Below are 20311 nucleotides of genomic sequence, written 5' to 3'. Positions count from 1 at the left end.
AGAGTTCTGCCAAGGTTAATTACTCGACAACTGATCCCCCGGCCCGAAGCGCCAGGTACGAATGATCTCCAAACGGTCGATATCGGCCAGGTCGCCGGTAAACGGTGCAAAAGGCGCTGCCAGCCGCACGATGCGTTGCGCTGCCTGATCCAGCAGCGGTTGCCCGGAGGACTCAAGCACCAGCACCTCGTGTAACGAGCCGTCGCGGTTGATCGACACCAGCAGGCGCAACTTGCCGTAGATTTTTTCGCGGCGGGCCTGCTCGGGGTAATTGAGGTTGCCCACGCGCTCGATTTTCTTGCGCCAGTCTTCTTTGTACCAGGCGCCTTTGTCGCGCATGGTCGAGGCCGCGCTCATGCGGTAGATCTTCGGGCGCTTGGCATACAACTGCTGCTCGTTCGCCAGTTCGGCTTCGAGACTGGAAATCTCGCTGGACAGCTGCGAGCTGTCGAACGTCGGAATATTGGCCTTGGGCGCCGCCTCAGTCTTGGTTTTTTGCGGCTCGCTCGGGGCTTTTTTAGGCTTGGGCGCCACAGTGGTCACGGCGGCTTTGGGCGCGGCCTTGGGTTGCTCCGGCTTGGCGGCCGGGGGCGGGGTGACCTTTTTGACGGTGTTGTCCTGGAACGGCGCCACTTCAGTGGTCTTGGGCACGGCTTTTTTGTCCAGCGTGCCGCTGCCTTGCTGATTGTCCTGTGCCAAAAAGTCAGCTTTCTCCGGGGCTTTTTCGCTCTTGAACGTCGAGAGGGTAATTTCCAGGGTTTTGCTGATTTGCTTGGGCTCGCTGGCGCTGAAACCCACGCCCACAATCACCGCGATATGCAGCAGGGCTGCGATAAACAGGGCAAAACCCAGGCGATCAGCTGCGCGCACGCCGGTGTGGCGCAGTTCAGGGGGCAGGTCGCTGGGGAGTGTCATAAAAAACCAACATCGCGGGTTTTGCGGTTCGGCATGATACCGCAATGTTGGTTTTTAGCTGCAAGGGGCAAGCTACAAGCGGCAAGTTAAAGCCGGTCCGCTTTAAACTTGCGGCTTGTGGTTTGCAGCTGCAAGCTTGCGCTCAATCGCGTCCATCAACAGTGCGCCGATGTTGGTACCAAAGGCGTTGTCGATTTCCCGGATGCAGGTCGGGCTGGTGACGTTGATTTCGGTCAGGTGCTCACCGATAACGTCCAATCCTACAAACAACAGGCCCTTTTCACGCAGGGTTGGGCCGACTTGGGCTGCAATCCAACGGTCCTTTTCGCTCAGCGGGCGGGCTTCGCCACGGCCGCCCGCGGCCAGGTTGCCACGGGTTTCGCCCTGTGCCGGGATCCGCGCCAGGCAATAAGGTACTGGCTCGCCGTCGATCATCAGGATGCGCTTGTCGCCGTCCTTGATGCCCGGCAAATAGCCTTGCGCCATGATTTGCTGGGTGCCGTTGGCAGTCAGAGTTTCGAGGATCACCGACAGGTTGGGATCACCGACCCGGTGGCGGAAGATCGACGTGCCGCCCATGCCGTCCAGCGGCTTGAGGATCACATCGCCGTACTGGGCAGCGAATTCACGCAGCACGTCAGCGCGACGGCTGACCACGGTTGGTGGCGTGCATTGGGTGAATTGGGTGGCGAACAGTTTTTCGTTGCAGTCACGCAGGCTCTGCGGCTTGTTGACGATCAGCACACCGTCGCGCTCGGCTTGTTCGAGCAGATAGGTGGTGTACACAAATTCCATGTCGAAGGGCGGGTCCTTGCGCATCAGGATCACGTCCAGATCGCTCAGGGCAGTGTCGGCCTCGGCCTCCAGCTCAAACCACTTTTCAGGGTTGGCGAACACTTTCAGCGGCTTCATGCGCGCGCGGGCCTTGCCTTCGGTCAGGTAAAGGTCTTGCTGCTCCATATAAAACAGGGTCCAGCCGCGTGCCTGTGCGGCCAGCAGCATGGCCAGCGAGCTGTCCTTTTTATAGGAGATGTCCGCAATGGGGTCCATGACAATCCCGACTCGAACGCTCATGGCAAATTCCTCGATTAAATAGTGGGCAAAAGGCGTAGAAAAGTGGCGCCAGAGTGGCGCTGAGCAGGGGCTTGGTCAAGCGACATAGTGTCGATTGCTGGCCAAAAACCGCGTAGGAGCTGCCGAAGGCTGCGATCTTTTGATCTGCCAACATCAAAAGATCGCAGCCTTCGGCAGCTCCTACGATGTGTTTCAGCGATCAGTGAGAGGTGTGTATTGCAGGTCGCGACTGTGCTAAAAAGGCTCGCACAGTGCTTACAGCCCTTGTCCTTCAAGGATTTGCGGTTTTAGGCGACACAGTTGTAATAAAACGGTTCGCCGTGGCGATGGTAGGGCACCTATGGACACGCATTCCAGCGCCTTGAAGGTGATGGTGATCGATGACTCGAAAACCATTCGCCGGACCGCTGAAACCTTGCTGAAAAACGTGGGCTGCGAGGTCATTACGGCCATCGACGGTTTTGATGCGTTGGCCAAGATTGTTGATCATCATCCACACATTATTTTTGTCGACATCATGATGCCGCGCCTGGATGGCTATCAGACGTGCGCCCTGATCAAGAACAACCGGGCGTTCAAAATGACCCCGGTGATCATGTTGTCCTCCAAGGACGGTTTGTTTGACAAGGCCAAGGGACGCATTGTCGGCTCTGATCAATTTTTGACCAAGCCCTTCAGCAGAGATGAACTGCTGAATGCTATCAAGGCCCATGTACCGGGTTTTGATATCGTCCCGAACGTTCAATGACGCTCGGCCCCGAGGGCCGATTACCTTTTAGATGGGGAACACCATGGCTCGCATTCTGATCGTCGATGACTCGCCGACCGAAATGTTCAAACTGACCGGCATGTTGGAAAAACATGGTCATGTTGTGCTGAAGGCTGAAAACGGCGCTGATGGCGTGGCCCTGGCCCGTCAGGAAAAACCCGATGCGGTGCTGATGGACATCGTGATGCCCGGTCTTAATGGGTTTCAGGCCACGCGCCAACTGAGCAAAGACCCGGAAACCAACCATATTCCGGTCATCATGGTGACCACCAAAGACCAGGAAACCGACATGGTCTGGGCAACGCGTCAGGGCGCCAAGGCTTACATCACCAAACCGGTGGACGAACAAAAGCTGATCCTGACGCTCAAGAACGTGCTGGCTGACAGCCGCCCTCAATGACGGCCTGCCAATGCCTGACTCACTGACCGCCTTCGAACTGCTGTTTGAGATAGACCAACGCTGCCGCGCTTTGGCAGCAGGTCTGGCGCCGGTGCAGGCACAGGCCGGGAGTTGGAGCGGCATCGGTTTTCGGATGGGCGAGCATTGTTTTGTGGCGCCCATGGGCGAAATCGCCGAGATCCTCCACGAGCCACGGTTTACCTTGCTGCCTGGGGTAAAGCCGTGGGTTAAAGGGGTGGCCAACCTGCGTGGGCAATTGCTGCCGATCATTGATCTGTGCAGCTTTTTCGGGCTTGAGCCGTCGCCCCTGCGCAAGCAACGGCGGGTGATGGTGCTGGAATACAAAGACGTGTTTGTCGGCTTGCAGGTGGATGAAGTGCTGGGCATGCAGCACTTTGACCAAACTGAGCTGGACACCCAGGTGCAGGCGTTACCCAACCTGATGTTGGTGCCTTTTATCCAGGGACGCTTTGCCGGCCAGCCAGAGTGGTGGGTGTTCAGCCCGTTCGTGCTGGCCCAGGCGCCCCAGTTCTGGGCCGTCGCGGTGTGAGTGGGGCACGCGTTTTACCTTTTGCTTTACTACGGGATGCCAAGGCCTGACTGATGAGCACAGCCAATACCGCTAAACCACTGGAAGGGTCGCGCAGTCGTTCGCAGATCATCGTGCTTTTTATCGCCCTGATCGTGTTCATCATGCTGTTGTTCGCCAACTTTGCTTACCTCAACACCCAGTCCAACTACGACAAGCAATACATCAGCCACGCGGGCGAGCTGCGCGTGCTGTCCCAGCGCATCGCCAAAAACGCCACCGAAGCTGCCGCTGGCAAAGCCGCCGCGTTCAAGTTGCTGGGCGATGCGCGCAACGACTTCAGCCAGCGTTGGGAGTACCTGCAAAAAGGTGACCCCAGCACCGGACTGCCGCCTGCGCCGGTAGCGGTACACAAAGAAATGCAGTCGGTTCAGCGCGACTGGGAACAGTTGCTGGACAGCACCAACGCGATTCTGGCCAGCGAGCAAACCGTGCTGTCGCTGCACCAAGTGGCGGCCACCTTGGCCGAGACCGTGCCGCAGCTCCAGGTTGAGTACGAAAAAGTTGTCGAAATTTTGCTGCAGCGCGGCGCCCCGGCCAGCCAGGTGGCATTGGCCCAGCGCCAGTCGTTGCTGGCCGAGCGCATATTAGGCGCGGTCAACACGGTGCTGGCGGGCGATGAAACGGCGGCGCAGGCGGCCGATGCGTTTGGCCGTGATGCCAACCGTTTCGGCCAAGTGCTTAATGCCATGCTCGAAGGCAATGACGGGCTGCGCATTCCTAAAGTCGAAGACAAGGACGCCCGCGCACGCCTGCTGGAGATTTCCGAACTGTTCCAGTTTGTCTCGGGCTCGGTGGATGAAATCCTCGAAACCTCGCCCCAGCTGTTCCACGTGCGTGAAGCCGCCAACACCATTTTCAGCCTGTCGCAGACCCTGCTCGATGAAGCCTCAACCCTGGCCAACGGTTTTGAAAACTTGGCCAACGGTCGCTCGCTGGACATCATCGGTGGCTACGTTCTGGGCCTGCTGGCGCTGGCGTCGATCATCCTGATCGGGCTGGTGATGGTGCGCGAGACCAATCGCCAACTGCGTGAAACCGCTGAAAAGAACGAGCGCAATCAGAACGCGATCATGCGGCTGCTCGACGAAATCGAAGACCTGGCCGACGGCGACCTGACCGTGACCGCCTCGGTTACAGAAGACTTCACCGGGGCCATTGCCGACTCCATCAACTATTCCATCGACCAACTGCGCGAACTGGTGGCCACCATCAACCTGACGGCAGGCCAGGTGGCGGCCGCTGTGCAGGAAACCCAGGCATCGGCCATGCAACTGGCGGAGTCTTCGGAGCATCAGGCGCAGCAGATCGCCGAGGCGTCCGGGTCGGTGCAACATATGGCGCAGTCGATTGATCAGGTATCGGCCAACGCCTCTGAGTCTTCGGCGGTGGCCGAGCGTTCGGTGGCGATTGCCAACAAAGGCAACGAAGTAGTGCACAACACCATTCGCGGCATGGACAACATTCGCGACCAGATCCAGGACACGGCCAAGCGCATCAAACGGTTGGGCGAGTCTTCGCAGGAAATCGGCGACATTGTCAGCCTGATTGATGACATTGCCGACCAGACCAACATTCTGGCGTTGAACGCCGCTATTCAGGCGTCCATGGCCGGTGATGCCGGGCGCGGGTTTGCCGTGGTGGCGGACGAAGTGCAGCGTCTGGCTGAGCGCTCGTCGGCGGCAACCCGGCAAATCGAGACGCTGGTGCGGGCCATTCAGGCCGACACCAATGAAGCGGTGATTTCCATGGAGCAAACCACCACCGAAGTGGTGCGCGGTGCGCGCTTGGCCCACGACGCCGGGGTAGCGCTGGAAGAGATCGAAGGGGTGTCGCAAAACCTCGCTGACCTCATTCAGCGCATCTCCAACGCCGCGCAAGAGCAAACCAGCTCGGCTGCGCAGATCTCCCTGACCATGAACGTGATTCAGCAAATCACCCATCAAACTTCATCCGGCTCGAGCGCCACCGCTGACAGCATTGGCAACCTGGCCAAGATGGCCAGCCAACTGCGCCGCTCGGTGTCCGGTTTCACCTTGCCCGCCTCGCCAAAACCCCGAGAGCCGCAGTAGTGCGACATTCAGACTGGAGTTGTTATGGTTGACCGGCGCGACTACGTAGCCCTCGAATGGGTTAAAGACGAGATTGCCGACACCTTGAAACAGGCGCGCACGGCGCTGGAGGACTATGTCTTGCAGCCTGCTGCCGAGGCGCTGGAGCAGTGCCTTGCGTGTATTCATCAAGTGCACGGCAGCCTGCTGATGGTGGAGTTTTATGGCGCCGCCCTGCTGGCCGAAGAAACCGAACACTTAGTGATCGCCCTGCAGAAAGGCCGGGTCAGCCAGAGCGAAGAAGCCCTGCGCCTGTTGATGCAAGCCTTCAACCAGTTGCCGCTGTACCTGGACCGCGTTCACACGGCCCGGCGTGACTGGCCGCTGGTGGTGCTGCCGTTAATCAACGATTTACGCACCGCCCGTGGCGAAAGCCTGCTGTCAGAAACCAGCCTGTTCAGCCCCGATTTACAGACATTGCCGACACTGGACCAAGCCGCCCTCGCGCACTTGATCCCCGCCGAATGGCCGCGCCAGATCATGACCCTGCGCCACGCCCTGCAAGCCGCGTTGAACGGTTTGCAGGGTGAGGAAGACGTGCGCGGCAATCTGGAGCGCCTGGCCAACGTTTTCAGCCAACTTGAAAGCCTGTGCCAGGGCGCGCCCATCAATGCGTTGTGGAAAGTCGCCTCGGCCTTGCTGGACGGCATGTTGCGCGGCCGCGTGGCCAATAGCCCGGCGTTGCGCAGCTTGCTCAATGAGTCCGACAAAGAACTCAATCGCTTGCTGGCGCAAGGTATTGAGGGCGTCAACCAGCCAGCGCCGGATGAACTGCTCACAAGCTTGCTGTTTTACATCGCCAAGGCCGAACAGCCGACCACCAAGATGCTTGCGCTGAAAAACCGTTACGAGCTGGATGAAGCCATGCCCGACGCGGCCATGGTCGACGAAGAGCGGGCGCGGCTGGCGGGGCCTGACCGTGACGCCATGCGCTCGGTGGTGTCGGCGTTGTGCGAAGAGCTGGTGCGGGTCAAGGAACGCCTCGATCTGTTTGTGCGCAGTGACCGTTTGCACGTCTCCGAGTTGAGCAGCCTGATGGCGCCGTTGCGCCAGATCGCCGACACCTTGGCGGTGCTCGGTTTTGGCCAGCCGCGAAAAGTCATCATCGACCAATTGGCGGTGGTTCAGGGCATCGCCCAAGGGCAGCGCGAACCGACAGACGCGGTGTTGATGGATGTGGCCGCCGCCTTGCTGTACGTCGAAGCCACGCTGGCCGGGATGGTCGGCAATGTCGAGCCGTCTTCGCGAGAAGAAAGCCGCCTGCCCACCACGGACCTGATTCAGATTCACCAACTGGTGATCAAAGAGGCGCGCATTGGCCTTGAAGAGGTCAAAGACCTGATCACTGATTTTCTGGCTGACGGCCACGACCGCCAGCACCTGCAACCGTTGCTGGGCTTGCTGACGCAGATCCGTGGCGCGCTGGCGATGATCCCGCTGCGCCGGGTTGCTGGCTTGCTCAACAGCTGCCACGACTTTGTCGAAGAGCATTTGTTGGCGGGCCCGCTGCCCGCCGACGCGCAGCTTGATCAACTGGCGGATGCGTTGATCAGCATCGAGTACTACCTGGAACGTTTGGCGCTGGACCCCGGCGCCGCGAGCGAGAAGGTGCTGGAGCGCGCAGAAAAGAGCCTGACAGCGCTGGGGTACGCGCCCGCCAAGCGCAATGTGCTGGTGCTCGATGAGTCGCTGAGTTGGCCTGCCGCCAAGGCCAAGCCTGTGGTGCAGACCCCGCAAGACCCGCAGGTGATACAAAACCTGGCGCAGGTATTGGCCGGTCCGCTGCCGTTGAATCCCCCCGCGCAGCACATCCCGAAGAGCTTGTTGCCGCCGCCGGTAGACGAAGAACCGGTGGACGAAGAACTGCTGGAAGTCTTTCTGGAAGAGACTGACGAAGTCTTGATTGCCCTGCACGACGCCTTGCCGCAATGGGTCGCCAACCCGGCAGACAGCGCTGCGCTGGCCGAACTGCGGCGTGCCTTCCATACGCTCAAAGGCAGCGGGCGCATGGTGCGTGCGCTGGTGCTGGCGGAACTGGCCTGGGCGGTTGAGAACTTGCTCAACCGGGTGATCGAACGCAAAGTCGCGCCGTCCCCTGCGATTGATCAATTGCTGGAAGAGGCACTGGTGCTCCTGCCGCAATTGATCCAGGAATTTGCCGACCACAGCCAGCGTCAGCATCACGATGTCGATCAACTCGCGGCCCGTGCCCACAGCCTGTCCAAGGGGCGCCCGCAGCCGCTCCAGATCGAGCAGCAGAGCGCCAGTTTTGATCCGCAATTGCTGGATATCTTCCGCCAGGAAGCGCAAACCCACCTCAACAGCCTCAACCACTTTCTGGACCTGGCCAGCGAGCACGTACCGCTGTACGCCACTGACGATTTGCAGTTGGCCATGCACACCCTCAAAGGCAGCGCGCACATGGCGGGCGTGCTGAGAATGGCCGAGCTGGCGGCGCCGCTGGATTACCTGGTGCGTGAGTACAAGGCCCATCACCTTGAGCTGGACGTCGAAGAAATCGACTTGCTGCTTGAGGCCGACAGCCTGCTGCATCGCGGCCTCAAGCAACTGGACCTCGACCCGCTGGCCGAGATCCGAGGCGCCCGGGCCTTGATCGAACGCACCGGGCAATGGGTCAGCAAACGCCTGGACATGGCCCTGAATGCGCCTTCGGGCACGTTGACGGCCCCGCGGGACCCGCAGCGTATCAGCGAGTTTTTGGGCCAGAGCATGGACATTCTGTTCGAGGCCGAAACCCTGTTGCGCCACTGGCGGCAACACCCCCATGAGCGCGACGGCCTCCAGCGTCTGCTGGACCAACTGACCGACTTGGGCGAGTCGGCCTTTTTGCTCGACCTGCAACCCGTCGATGCGCTGTGCGAAGCCTTGCTCGACCTGTATGGCGCGGTAGAAGAAAGCAGCCTGGTGGTCAGCGAGCGGTTCTTTCAGGAGGCCGACGAGGCCCAGGAAGCGCTGATCAACATGCTCGACCAATTGGCCGCCGGGCAAGAGATCACCCCACAACCGCAACGCATCGACGCGCTACAGGCGCTGCTGCATGAAGGCTTGGCGCCGGACGCCACCGGCTTGATCCGCCGTGAAGGCAACCAGACCCTGGACATCACAGAACTGGGCGCCGCCACGGCGAAGCTGGATGCCGAGCAGGACGACGCGCAGGACGATGAAATCGTCGCCATCTTTATCGAAGAGGCGGTGGATATCCTCGACAGCACCAGCCATGCGTTGCGGCGCTGGATCAATGAGCCCGACAATCTGGCGCCGTTGTCCTCGCTGCAACGCGACTTGCACACGCTCAAGGGCGGCGCGCGCATGGCCGGTATCGTGCCAATTGGCGATCTGGCCCACGAGCTGGAGCACTTATACGAAGGGCTGCTGGACCGCCGCTTGAGCGAGAGCCCGACGCTGGCGCGTCTGCTGGAACTCTGCCATGCGCAACTGCTGGTGATGCTCGAACAACTGCGTCACCACACGCCTCTGGACGAACCCACTGAACTGATCGAGGCCATTCGTACCCTTCGGCACAGCAGCGCAGCCTCAGCTGAGCCGAGTAACGCCACGCCAGCGGCAACGCCTGCCGGGACACAAAACGGCATAGACCCGGAGCTGCTGGATATCTTTCTGGAAGAGGCGTTTGACCTGCTGGAAAGCTCCGGTGCGGCCTTGGTGCGTTGGCAGGCCGAGCCGCAAAACACCGTTGAAGACGAAAACCTGCTGCGCGACCTGCACACCCTCAAAGGCGGGGCGCGGATGGTCGAAATCAGCGCCATCGGGGATTTTGCCCACGAGTTGGAAACCCTGGTTGAAGACATTTCGTTGGGTTTTCTGTCGCCCAGCGCTGAATTGTTTACTTTGCTACAACGCAGCCACGACCAGTTGGCGCAAATGCTCGATGCCCTGCGCAGCGGCCAGCCGGTGCCGTCGCCGCAGGTGTTGATCGAGCATATCCAGCGGGTTGAGCGCAGCGTCCGGCAAGCCGTGCAGAGCCCGGCGGTGAACAAGCCTGACCCCGCCGCCGGGTTGCTTCCCGAAGCCGAGCGCACGGGGCTGGACATGCTCAAGGTCCCGGCCGAACTGCTCGAAGACCTGGTCAACCTGGCGGGCGAAACTTCAATGATTCGCGGGCGTCTGGAGCAGCAGGTCAATGACGGCAAAATCGCCCTCAACGAGATGCAGACCACCCTTGAGCGCATGCACGACCAGTTGCGTCGGCTCGACACCGAGACCCAAAGCCGCATTCACAGCCGTCAGCACGCCGAAGTCGATGGCCTGGCTTACGACGAATTTGACCCGCTGGAAATGGACCGCCATTCCCAGCTGCAACAGCTGTCGCGGGCGCTGTTTGAGTCGGCCTCGGACTTGCTCGACCTCAAGGCCACCCTGGCGGCGCGCAATCAGGACGCCTACAGCCTGTTGCAGAAACAGGGGCGGGTGAACACCCAATTGCAGGAAGGCCTGATGGGCACCCGCATGGTGCCGTTCGAACGGGTGTTGCCGCGCCTCAAACGCGTGGTGCGCCAAGTGGCCTCTGAATTGGGCAAGCAGGTCGAGTTCAGCGTGATCAACGCCGAAGCCGAAATCGACCGCAATGTACTGGAGCGCATGGTCGCGCCGCTTGAACACATGCTGCGCAATGCCGTGGACCACGGGCTTGAGCCTACCGACGTCCGCGAGGCCAGCGGCAAACCAGCGCAGGGGCTGATTACCCTGGAGCTGTCCAACGAAGGCGGCGACGTGGTGTTCGACATTCGCGATGATGGCGCCGGGGTGCCGCTCGAAGCGGTGCGGCGTAAGGCCATCCTGCGCGGTTTGTTGGACCCGCAAATGATGCTCAGCGACCGTGACGTGTTGCAGTTCATCTTGCAGCCGGGCTTCTCTACCGCTGAAAAAATCACCCAGATTTCCGGGCGCGGCGTCGGCATGGACGTGGTTCACGAAGAAGTGCGCCAACTGGGCGGCAACATGACCATCGACTCGGTGCCGGGCCAAGGGGTGCACTTTCAGATCCGCCTGCCGTTCAGCGTGTCACTCAACCGTGCCTTGATGGTGCAGTGCAGCGACGAGCAATACGCCATCGCGCTCAACACTGTTGAGGGCCTGGTGCGTGTGATGCCCAACGAGCTTGAAGACTATTACCAACTCGACCCGCCCATGTACCACTATGCGGGCCAGGATTACGACCTGCGTTACCTGGGCGAACTGCTGCAAACCGTGGGCAAGCCCCAACTGATCGGGCAAAACCATTCGCTGCCGGTGTTGCTGGTGCATTGCAATGACCAGCGGGTGGCCTTGCACGTGGATGCGCTGGCGGGCTCGCGTGAAATCGTGGTCAAAAGCCTTGGGCCGCAATTTACCGGGGTGCAAGGTGTGTCAGGGGCGACCATTTTGGGCGATGGCCGCGTGGTGCTGATCCTTGACCTGTTGGCCTACCTGCGTGCGCATCAGGCGCGTCAGCCCTTGCAGCAGGCGATCAATGAAGCCAACGGCGTGCTGGAGTTCACCCCGGCGGTGCGCCCGCCGCTGGTTTTGGTGGTCGACGACTCAGTGACCGTACGCAAGGTGACTAGCCGTTTGCTCGAGCGCAACGGCATGAACGTGATTACCGCCAAAGACGGCGTCGACGCCATGAGCGTGCTCGAAGACCACATCCCGGACCTGATGCTGCTGGACATCGAAATGCCGCGCATGGACGGTTTTGAAGTGGCCACCCACGTGCGCAACAGCCCGCGTCTCAAAGACCTGCCGATCATCATGATCACCTCGCGGACCGGGCAAAAGCACCAGAACCGCGCGATGGCGATTGGCGTCAACGACTACCTTGGCAAGCCGTATCAAGAGTCGGTGTTGCTGGAGCGCATTGCCTACTGGAGCAACTTCCATGCTTGATCACCGCGTCGGCAGCCTGACCTGCCTACTCTTGCCGTTGGCCGACCGCTACCTGCTCCTGCCCAACGTGGCGATTGCCGAACTGATTGACTGGCAGCGTGGCGAGCCGAGCATCGACTCACCGTCCTGGCACGTCCGGCAAATTAACTGGCGCGACCGCGAACTGCCCTTGATCAGCTTCGAAGCGGCCTGCGGCGGCCCCTTGGTCATCGGCGAGCGCGCGCGCATCGTCATCCTCAACACCCTGAGCGGCGACCCGCGCCTCAAATTCATCGGCCTGGTGGTGCAAGGCATCCCGCGCTCCTACCGGCTCGACAGCCAACTGAGCTTCGTCGACGTGCCCCTCAGCCCGTTCGAACGGGCGGCGGTGCAAGTGGGCGAGAGCGTGGCAAAAATCCCGGATTTACTGGGGTTGGAGAGGCTGGTGCTGTCGGGTAGTGAGCCAGAAACACCGGACCCTCTGTAGGAGCGAGCTTGCCTCGCGATCTTTTGATCGTTGAAAAGCTCGCGAGACAAGCTCGCTCCTACAGAGGGCTGTGCAGTCTTTAAACCATAAGTGGCGACTTGATAAGTCCCAAAAAGGGACCTATCGTTCCCTTTTTGGGACTTATTGTGGGTTGTAACCATGTTGTCTCTAAGCGATGCGCTGTTTACTAATACGCAACAGAAAGTATTGGGCTTGCTGTTTGGCAAGCCTGACCAGAGTTTTTATGTGAATGAAATAGCGCGTTGGGCGCAGGTAGGAAAAGGCAGCTTGATGCGTGAACTAACACGTCTTGAGCAGTCAGGAATCCTCACGCTCACCCGACGAGGAAACCAGGCTCACTATCAGGCAAATGCCTTGTGCCCCATCTTCAATGAGTTGCTAAGCATTCTGCGCAAGACTGCCGGGCTCTCTGATCCGCTGCGTGCAGCCCTTGAGCCCTTTTTCGAGCGACTGCAATGGGCGTTTGTGTATGGCTCGATTGCCAAGGACCAGGCCCATGCGGCCAGCGATATTGACCTCATGCTCATTGGTGAAGACCTGCACTACAGTGACGTTATGGAGTGCCTGATGCCGCTTGAAGGAGCGCTCGGTCGCACCATCAATCCTACGCTTTACAGCGCGCAAGACTGGGCCGCCAAAATGGCTGCGGGGAACAGTTTTGTACAGCGGGTAGGGCAGCAGGAAAAAATCACGCTGATAGGTCGAGATCCACTGGAGCCCAAGGATGGAGAAAAATGACAGTCTGGAAAATCTCGTACGCAGTGGAGGGCTGAAAGCTGAACCACCCGACGGCAAAGAGTGCGAAGGGCTGATGCGTTCTGCAATTGATCGCCTGAAAGATGCAAGCAATGCACAACTGTCGTTTTCCAGCCGCTTTGACCTTGCGTACAACGCAGCCCATGGCATTGCGCTCACCGCTTTGCGCCTCTGTGGCTATCGGTCAGACCGACGTTATTTAGTCTTTCAAAGCCTCATTCACACCGCAGGCACAGACAAAGTGCAGGTCCGGCTTTTTGCCTTGTGCCATGAAAGGCGCAATCTCGCTGAATACGAAGGCTACATGGATGAAGATGAGGCATTGCTGCAAGGTTTGATCAGCAGCACCCAACACCTGCTTGAACGGGTCAAGGGGTTAAAGAGTCAGACTTTTGGTAGTTAGACTTACTGACGGTGATCGTTTAATCGCTCAAAAGCCTGGCCTGCGGGCCAGTTAAGTGGCGCCCGTTCAGGTGTGGCGCCTGAGGATCACCCCTTGCCCTTTAAGGTCACGACGTTGACCCTTATGTTGTAACAAGTGGCACAGTCGCACTATCGGCTATTGAGGATGTTGCACATGTATCACGGGGAAAAGCTCAACGCCTGGACCCATTTGGTGGGGGCTGTGGCGGCTGCGGCAGGCAGTATCTGGTTGTTGGTGGTGGCGTGTCTGGACGGGAGTCCGCAAAAAATTGTCAGCGCGGCCATTTATGGCGTGACGCTGGTGCTGCTGTACAGCGTGTCGACGGTTTACCACAGCGTGCGTGGGCGTTCGAAGGTGATCATGCAGAAGTTTGATCACCTGTCGATTTACTTGTTGATTGCCGGCAGTTACACGCCGTTTTGCCTGGTGACGCTGCACGGGCCGTGGGGCTGGTCGCTGTTCGGGATTGTCTGGGGCATGGCGGTGATCGGCATGCTGCAAGAGATCAAGCCGCGTTCTGAAGCGCGCATTTTGTCGATCGTGATTTACGCGGTGATGGGCTGGATTGTGCTGGTGGCGGTCAAGCCTTTGCTGGCTGCGCTAGGGACCGCGGGTTTTATCTGGCTGGCCACGGGCGGGGTGATGTACACCGTGGGGATTATCTTTTTTGCCCTCGATCACCGCCTGCGGCATGCCCACGGCATTTGGCACCTGTTTGTCATCTGCGGCAGCCTGCTGCACTTTGTGGCCATCGCGCATTACGTGATCTAGACGGCTGTAGGCGCTCGCTTGTCTTGCGAACTTTTAAAAAGATCAAAAGATCGCGAGACAAGCTCGCTCCTACAGATTTGCGTTGCTGCGATCGGGCGCGCAGCGGCCGTATACCCGCTCAATAGCCAAGTTCAAAAGGCCGTATTACGCTTTTTTCAGCGGCTTTTTGGTGTCGCTGCGGATTTGCGCGTGGCTGATCAGGGCGAAGATAAAACTGCCGCCGATGATGTTGCCGGCCAGTGTCGGGCCGGCAAAGATCAGCCAGAAGTCTTTCCACGGCAACTCGCCCGCAAAGACCAGATAGGACACCTCAGCGGTGCCGACCACGATGTGGGTAAAGTCACCGAGCGCCATCAGGTAGGTGATGAGGATGATGATCCACATCTTGGCGCTCTCCATGGACGGGATCATCCAGACCATGGTTGCAATCATCCAGCCCGAGACAATGCCTTTGGCGAACATTTGGCTGACGTCGTTTTCCATGACCTTGCGCCCGATTTCCAGAAAGGCCTCGTCGGTCGGGGTATCGAAAATCGGCAAATGCAGCATCACGTAGGCCACCAGAAAAGTACCCATCAGGTTGCCGATCAGCACCACGGACCAGAGCCGGAACAACCGCCCGAAGTTATTCAGAGTGGGTTTGCTCATGATCGGCAATACCGCCGTCAGGGTGTTTTCAGTGAACAATTGTTGGCGAGCGAGAATGACCGCCAAAAAACCCGCGCAGTAACCAAAGCTGGCGATGACCTTGAACCCTTCGGCGTCGGGCAGTCGAGAGTTGAGCAAGCCCATGGCCATCAACGACAAGCCCATGGTCAGGCCCGCCGCCAGGGCTGACCAGAACAGGGCGGCAATGCTGCGCTCCAGCTCCTGATCACCTTGCAGGCGAATGATTTCGTGCAGGACAGCGGCACGCGGGGGCTGGTTTTTGCTGATGTCGTGTTTTTCATCAGCCGACAGATTGGGCGTTTTACCGCTGTTTTCAGTGTTCATGAGCGCATGACCGGTGGCGTGTATAAGCGTACGACACGCGCCATCGGTAGCTGTTCACTGAAAACCTGTAATCGCTGCCGCAGCCCGCGGCAGCGGGGACAAGGTCAAAGGTAATCAGGCCTGATTTTCATCCTGGAACTGGTCTTTGACGTACTTGATCTCGGTGCGGCCGTGCGGTGCTGGCAGGCCGTCTTCACCGAGGTTGACGAAGACCATTTTGTCGACCGTCAGGATGCTTTTGCGGGTGATCTTGTTGCGCACTTCACAGGTCAGGGTGATCGAGGTGCGACCAAACTCGGTGGCGGTGATGCCCAGCTCGATGATGTCGCCCTGGCGCGAGGCGCTGACAAAGTTGATTTCGGAGATGTACTTGGTCACGACGCGCTGGTTGCCCAACTGAACAATGGCGTAGATCGCCGCTTCTTCGTCGATCCAGCGCAGCAGGCTGCCACCGAACAGGGTGCCGTTGGGATTGAGGTCTTCGGGTTTAACCCATTTGCGGGTGTGAAAATTCATGTTCGCTCCTGACCGTCTTGCCTTAGATACCGGCCATGATGTCAGACCTCGGCGCTCAGCTCTATTAACCTTGGACTATGGTCTCGATTAAGCAAATAAAAAAGCCTTGGATAAACCCTTGGGAACCCAGGCGCGGATGGCTATAATCTCCCTCGCTTCAAAAACGGTCATGTTCACCCGGTACCGTTTTCCCGCCACCTGTCCGAGGGGCGCTGCAGCAGGTTTAACCTGTCAGGCTCGGATGGGGCGTTGTTTGTTCAGGGTTCCCTGGGCAAGCACTAAACGCACAACGGCGCCCATTCGCGATTAAACGAATGGAGGCTCTTAATGAGCGCTGTAAACACGCCTGCAGGTTTTACCGACTATAAAGTCGCTGATATGTCCCTCGCCCAATGGGGCCGTCGCGAAACCTTCATCGCTGAATCCGAAATGCCGGCCCTGATGGGTCTGCGTCGTCGGTATGCCGCAGAACAACCGCTCAAGGGCGCGAAGATTCTGGGCTGCATCCACATGACCATCCAGACTGCCGTGCTGATCGAAACCCTGGTTGCCCTGGGTGCCGAAGTGCGTTGGTCGTCGTGCAACATCTTCTCGACTCAAGACCAGGCCGCTGCCGCTATCGCTGCTGCCGGTATCCCGGTATTTGCCTGGAAAGGCGAGACCGAAGAAGAGTACGAGTGGTGCCTGGAGCAAACCATCTTGAAGGATGGCCAGCCTTGGGACGCCAACATGATCCTCGACGACGGCGGCGACCTGACCGAGCTGCTGCACAAGAAATACCCGGCCATGCTGAAAAAGATCCACGGCGTGACTGAAGAAACCACCACCGGCGTACACCGTCTGCTGGACATGCTGGCCAAAGGCGAGCTGATGATCCCGGCGATCAACGTGAACGACTCGGTGACCAAAAGCAAAAACGACAACAAGTACGGCTGCCGTCACAGCCTGAACGATGCGATCAAGCGTGGTACTGACCACCTGCTGTCCGGCAAGCAAGCGCTGGTGATCGGCTACGGTGACGTGGGCAAGGGCTCGGCCCAGTCCCTGCGTCAGGAAGGCATGATCGTTAAAGTTTCCGAAGTTGACCCGATCTGCGCCATGCAAGCGTGCATGGACGGCTTTGAAGTGGTTTCGCCGTTCATCAACGGCCAGAACGATGGCACAGAAGCGAGCATCGACAAGGCCCTGCTGGGCAAGATCGACCTGATCGTGACCACCACCGGTAACGTCAACGTGTGCGACAAGAACATGCTGGCTGCACTGAAAAAACGCGCTGTGGTGTGCAACATCGGCCACTTCGACAACGAAATCGACACCGCTTTCATGCGCAAAAACTGGGCATGGGAAGAAGTGAAGCCACAAGTGCACAAGGTACACCGCACTGGCGCTGGCGAGTTCGACCCACAGAACGACGACTACCTGATCCTGCTGGCCGAAGGCCGTCTGGTAAACCTGGGCAACGCCACAGGTCACCCAAGCCGCATCATGGACGGTTCGTTTGCCAACCAGGTTCTGGCGCAGATCTTCCTGTTCGCCCAAAAATACGCTGACCTGCCTGCTGAACTGCAAGCTGAGCGTCTGACCGTAGAAGTACTGCCGAAGAAACTGGACGAAGAAGTGGCCCTGGAAATGGTTCGCGGCTTCGGTGGCGTGGTCACTCAACTGACCCAGCAACAAGCCGACTACATCGGCGTGACGGTTGAAGGTCCGTTCAAACCTGAAGCGTACCGTTACTGATTGGATCGCCAAGCCCGCCCCCTAATGGGGGCGGGCTTGCATTCGGCTTTTGTATTGCCAAGGATTTGACCATGTCCCAAGACCGTCGTTACAGCTTCGAGTTCTTCCCGACCAAGACCGATGCTGGACATGAAAAACTGATGAACACGGCTCGCCAACTGGCGACCTACAACCCGGATTTTTTCTCCTGCACCTACGGTGCCGGTGGCTCGACCCGTGACCGCACGATCAACACCGTGCTGCAACTGGAGAGCGAAGCCAAGGTCCCTGCGGCCCCGCACTTGTCGTGTGTCGGTGACAGCAAGGACGACTTGCGTGGCCTGCTGACCCAGTACAAGGGTGCAGGTATCAAGCGTATTGTCGCGCTGCGTGGCGACCTGCCTTCGGGTATGGGGATGGCCAGCGGTGAGTTGCGCTATGCCAATGACCTGGTGAGCTTCATTCGTGAAGAAACCGGCGACCACTTCCATATTGAAGTGGCGGCATACCCTGAGATGCACCCTCAGGCACGCAATTTCGAAGACGATATCAGCAACTTCGTGCGCAAGGCCAACGCTGGCGCCGACAGTGCGATCACCCAGTACTTCTTTAACGCCGACAGCTACTTCCGCTTTGTTGAGCGCGTACGTGCGGCCGGCGTCATGATCCCGATCGTGCCGGGCATCATGCCGATCACCAACTACAGCAAGTTGGCGCGTTTTTCGGACGCTTGTGGTGCAGAAATCCCACGTTGGATTCGCAAGCAACTGGAAGCCTACGGCGATGATGCGAACAGCATCCAGGCATTTGGCGAGCAAGTGATTAGCGAAATGTGCGAACGTCTGCTCGATGGCGGCGCACCAGGCCTGCACTTCTACACCTTGAACCAGTCTGAGCCGAGCCTGGCGATCTGGAACAACCTGAAGCTGCCACGCTGATCCACACGGCATCGCCCTTGTGGGAGCGGGCTTGCTCGCGATGGGCGTCACCCGGTTTGCTGATAAACCGTGGTGCTACCATCGCGAGCAAGCCCGCTCCCACGGGTTATGTGGCTTGTGCCCCTACAAAACCGTTGAGCAGCATGAAATCGGCGCGCCGTGATTGCTCTGTTATACTCCGGGTTTTCCGCCAGGCTTACGCCCGGCCGCTCGTCCTTGTACCCGGCATTCAACCCCGTGACTGCGCAGCTTCCAGCCCGCGCGAGCGATGTGAATGAGCCTCAGGACTGGAGCAGGACCGGACGGGATTGCGTCACCTTAAACGCCATTCACGCCAGGCAAGACTATCCCTTTGGGCCAAGCCCTAACTAGAACAGGATTACTCATGTCCTTTGCTTCCCTCGGTCTCTCCGAGGCTTTAGTCCGCGCCATTGAAGATGCGGGCTATACCGAGCCTACTCCGGTGCAACAGCGGGCCATTCCCGCCGTGTTGCAAGGTCGCGATTTGATGGTTGCGGCCCAGACAGGTACTGGTAAAACCGGCGGCTTCGCTCTTCCGATTCTGGAAAAGCTGTTTCCCAATGGCCACCCGGACAAATCCCAGCGTCACGGCCCACGCCAACCCCGCGTGCTGGTCCTGACCCCGACTCGCGAACTCGCAGCCCAAGTGCACGAGAGCTTCAAGCTCTATGCCCGCGACCTGAAGTTCGTCAGTGCCTGCATCTTCGGCGGCGTCGGCATGAACCCGCAGGTTCAAGCCATGTCCCGCGGTGTTGACGTGCTGGTGGCGTGCCCGGGTCGTTTGCTCGACCTGTGCGGCCAGGGCAGCGTTGACCTCTCTCACGTAGAAATTCTGGTGCTCGATGAAGCCGACCGGATGCTCGACATGGGCTTTGTCCATGACGTGAAAAAAGTCCTCGCGCGTTTGCCTGCCAAGCGTCAGAACCTGCTGTTCTCGGCGACGTTCTCCAAGGACATCACCGACCTGGCCGGCAAGCTGCTGCGCAACCCTGAGCGCATTGAAGTGACGCCGCCCAACACCACGGTTGAGCGCATCGAGCAGCGTGTTTTCCGCCTGCCTGCGACCCACAAGCGTGCCTTGCTGGCCCACTTGATCACCGCAGGTGCCTGGGAACAGGTGCTGGTGTTCACGCGTACCAAGCACGGTGCCAACCGTTTGGCTGAATACCTGGACAAACACGGCCTGAGCGCTGTGGCCATCCACGGTAACAAGAGCCAAAACGCGCGTACCAAAGCCCTGGCCGACTTTAAAGCCGGTTCTGTGCGCATTCTGGTTGCCACCGACATTGCAGCGCGTGGCCTGGACATCGACCAGTTGCCGCACGTGGTCAACTTTGAACTGCCGAACGTAGATGAAGACTACGTTCACCGTATCGGCCGTACGGGCCGTGCCGGTCGTTCGGGCGAAGCGATTTCCCTGGTCGCACCCGACGAAGAAAAACTGCTCAAAAGCATTGAGCGCATGACCAAACAGAAGATCGCTGATGGCGACCTGATGGGTTTTGACGCCAGTGCCGTAGAAGCTGAAAAGCCTGAAGTGCGCGAGCGTCCGGATGTGCGTAACCCGCGCAACCCGCCACGTGGCCCACGCGGCGACGGTCCGGGTAATCCGGGCGGTGGCGGCGGTCGTAAAGACAAAGGCAAAGACAAGGGCAAAGAAAAACCTGCAGCGGCACGCGGCGAGCGTCCAGCCCGTGAGCAAAAGCCACGCAGCGCCCAGCCTGTCCGTGAGCAGCGTCAGCCAACCCCTCGTGCCGACGCCAACCGTGCGCCGGACGAGTTCCGTGATGACGATGTGGATAACATTGGTAACCGCGCTGATTACGTCAGCCCGTACCAAAACAAAAACAACCAGGGCCGCGACCGTCGTCCGGGCGCTCCGGCGCAAGGCGCTGGCACTCCGGCCCGTTCGGGTGGCCGTCAAAAC

The 20311-nt window shown here is 59.3% G+C and carries 16 protein-coding genes and 1 riboswitch; of the genes, 12 read left to right on the top strand and 4 right to left on the bottom strand.

Going from position 1 to position 20311, the window contains the following annotated elements; all coding sequences use genetic code 11:
* Positions 1-15: 15 nt before the first annotated feature.
* Both GHO41_RS18265 and gshB read right to left on the bottom strand, forming a co-directional pair.
* Positions 16-915 (bottom strand): energy transducer TonB, encoded by a 900-nt coding sequence (locus GHO41_RS18265; protein WP_153367951.1) that lies wholly within the window; start codon positions 913-915, stop codon positions 16-18.
* A gap of 102 nt (positions 916-1017) precedes the next feature.
* Complete coding sequence (gshB, locus tag GHO41_RS18260; protein ID WP_153434289.1) at positions 1018-1989, bottom strand: glutathione synthase; 972 nt, start codon at positions 1987-1989, stop codon at positions 1018-1020.
* A 340-nt stretch (positions 1990-2329) separates the two neighbouring features.
* Between gshB and pilG the strand changes: the two genes are divergently transcribed.
* From pilG to GHO41_RS18215, 9 genes are all read left to right on the top strand, one after another.
* Positions 2330-2737, top strand: a complete 408-nt coding sequence (gene pilG / locus GHO41_RS18255; RefSeq protein ID WP_048370938.1) for a twitching motility response regulator PilG — start codon at positions 2330-2332, stop codon at positions 2735-2737.
* A gap of 43 nt (positions 2738-2780) precedes the next feature.
* Entirely contained in the window at positions 2781-3158 is a 378-nt protein-coding gene (gene pilH / locus GHO41_RS18250) for a twitching motility response regulator PilH (protein ID WP_048370936.1), read from the top strand.
* A gap of 10 nt (positions 3159-3168) precedes the next feature.
* The gene (locus tag GHO41_RS18245) at positions 3169-3708 is read left to right on the top strand and encodes a chemotaxis protein CheW (protein ID WP_153391146.1); all 540 of its coding nucleotides are present in this window, start codon (positions 3169-3171) and stop codon (positions 3706-3708) included.
* Positions 3709-3761: 53 nt separating this feature from the next.
* Positions 3762-5819, top strand: coding sequence for a methyl-accepting chemotaxis protein (locus tag GHO41_RS18240; RefSeq protein WP_153434288.1), 2058 nt, complete (start codon positions 3762-3764; stop codon positions 5817-5819).
* 24 nt (positions 5820-5843) lie between these two features.
* Positions 5844-11762: an Hpt domain-containing protein gene (locus GHO41_RS18235; protein ID WP_153434287.1), complete on the top strand. Its 5919-nt coding sequence runs from the start codon at positions 5844-5846 to the stop codon at positions 11760-11762.
* Entirely contained in the window at positions 11755-12228 is a 474-nt protein-coding gene (locus GHO41_RS18230; RefSeq protein WP_048370927.1) for a chemotaxis protein CheW, read from the top strand. The genes GHO41_RS18235 and GHO41_RS18230 overlap by 8 nt, the downstream gene beginning before the upstream one ends.
* 159 nt (positions 12229-12387) lie before the next feature.
* Positions 12388-12987 carry a transcriptional regulator gene (locus tag GHO41_RS18225; protein WP_048370925.1) on the top strand — a complete coding sequence of 200 codons (600 nt, stop codon included), beginning with the start codon at positions 12388-12390 and terminating at the stop codon, positions 12985-12987.
* The gene (locus GHO41_RS18220) at positions 12974-13408 is read left to right on the top strand and encodes a hypothetical protein (protein WP_048370924.1); all 435 of its coding nucleotides are present in this window, start codon (positions 12974-12976) and stop codon (positions 13406-13408) included. Before GHO41_RS18225 ends, GHO41_RS18220 begins: the two co-directional genes overlap by 14 nt.
* Before the next feature lie 174 nt (positions 13409-13582).
* A complete protein-coding gene (locus GHO41_RS18215) occupies positions 13583-14200 on the top strand; it encodes a hemolysin III family protein (RefSeq protein WP_048370921.1) in 618 nt (205 codons plus the stop codon).
* A gap of 144 nt (positions 14201-14344) precedes the next feature.
* Here GHO41_RS18215 and GHO41_RS18210 read toward each other — a convergent pair whose 3' ends face one another.
* Positions 14345-15193, bottom strand: coding sequence for a formate/nitrite transporter family protein (locus GHO41_RS18210; RefSeq protein WP_153434286.1), 849 nt, complete (start codon positions 15191-15193; stop codon positions 14345-14347).
* Positions 15194-15307: 114 nt separating this feature from the next.
* On the bottom strand, positions 15308-15709 hold the full coding sequence (locus GHO41_RS18205; protein WP_047279442.1) for an acyl-CoA thioesterase: 402 nt from the start codon (positions 15707-15709) through the stop codon (positions 15308-15310).
* Positions 15710-15907: 198 nt separating this feature from the next.
* A riboswitch (S-adenosyl-L-homocysteine riboswitch) is annotated at positions 15908-16014 on the top strand.
* Between the two features lie 22 nt (positions 16015-16036).
* On the opposite strand from GHO41_RS18205, the gene ahcY reads away from it, so the two are divergent.
* The 3 genes from ahcY to GHO41_RS18190 form a co-directional block, all read left to right on the top strand.
* Positions 16037-17446, top strand: a complete 1410-nt coding sequence (ahcY, locus tag GHO41_RS18200; protein WP_153336378.1) for an adenosylhomocysteinase — start codon at positions 16037-16039, stop codon at positions 17444-17446.
* Between the two features lie 71 nt (positions 17447-17517).
* Positions 17518-18363, top strand: a complete 846-nt coding sequence (gene metF / locus GHO41_RS18195; protein ID WP_153327180.1) for a methylenetetrahydrofolate reductase [NAD(P)H] — start codon at positions 17518-17520, stop codon at positions 18361-18363.
* A 385-nt stretch (positions 18364-18748) separates the two neighbouring features.
* The coding region (locus GHO41_RS18190; RefSeq protein ID WP_153434285.1) for a DEAD/DEAH box helicase at positions 18749-20311 on the top strand (1563 nt) is incomplete at its 3' end.

It is taken from the genome of Pseudomonas sp. FSL R10-0399, from assembly GCF_009600165.1.
GTDB classification, from domain to species: domain Bacteria; phylum Pseudomonadota; class Gammaproteobacteria; order Pseudomonadales; family Pseudomonadaceae; genus Aquipseudomonas; species Aquipseudomonas helleri.
This window is presented reverse-complemented; position numbering and strand designations above follow the sequence as displayed.

Bases quoted from the DNA above. Each gene is read 5' to 3' on its own strand.
- GHO41_RS18265 (WP_153367951.1), bottom strand. From the start codon at position 915: ATGACACTCCCCAGCGACCTGCCCCCTGAACTGCGCCACACCGGCGTG.
- gshB (WP_153434289.1), bottom strand. From the start codon at position 1,989: ATGAGCGTTCGAGTCGGGATTGTCATGGACCCCATTGCGGACATCTCC.
- pilG (WP_048370938.1), top strand. From the start codon at position 2,330: ATGGACACGCATTCCAGCGCCTTGAAGGTGATGGTGATCGATGACTCG.
- pilH (WP_048370936.1), top strand. From the start codon at position 2,781: ATGGCTCGCATTCTGATCGTCGATGACTCGCCGACCGAAATGTTCAAA.
- GHO41_RS18245 (WP_153391146.1), top strand. From the start codon at position 3,169: ATGCCTGACTCACTGACCGCCTTCGAACTGCTGTTTGAGATAGACCAA.
- GHO41_RS18240 (WP_153434288.1), top strand. From the start codon at position 3,762: ATGAGCACAGCCAATACCGCTAAACCACTGGAAGGGTCGCGCAGTCGT.
- GHO41_RS18235 (WP_153434287.1), top strand. From the start codon at position 5,844: ATGGTTGACCGGCGCGACTACGTAGCCCTCGAATGGGTTAAAGACGAG.
- GHO41_RS18230 (WP_048370927.1), top strand. From the start codon at position 11,755: ATGCTTGATCACCGCGTCGGCAGCCTGACCTGCCTACTCTTGCCGTTG.
- GHO41_RS18225 (WP_048370925.1), top strand. From the start codon at position 12,388: ATGTTGTCTCTAAGCGATGCGCTGTTTACTAATACGCAACAGAAAGTA.
- GHO41_RS18220 (WP_048370924.1), top strand. From the start codon at position 12,974: ATGGAGAAAAATGACAGTCTGGAAAATCTCGTACGCAGTGGAGGGCTG.
- GHO41_RS18215 (WP_048370921.1), top strand. From the start codon at position 13,583: ATGTATCACGGGGAAAAGCTCAACGCCTGGACCCATTTGGTGGGGGCT.
- GHO41_RS18210 (WP_153434286.1), bottom strand. From the start codon at position 15,193: ATGAACACTGAAAACAGCGGTAAAACGCCCAATCTGTCGGCTGATGAA.
- GHO41_RS18205 (WP_047279442.1), bottom strand. From the start codon at position 15,709: ATGAATTTTCACACCCGCAAATGGGTTAAACCCGAAGACCTCAATCCC.
- ahcY (WP_153336378.1), top strand. From the start codon at position 16,037: ATGAGCGCTGTAAACACGCCTGCAGGTTTTACCGACTATAAAGTCGCT.
- metF (WP_153327180.1), top strand. From the start codon at position 17,518: ATGTCCCAAGACCGTCGTTACAGCTTCGAGTTCTTCCCGACCAAGACC.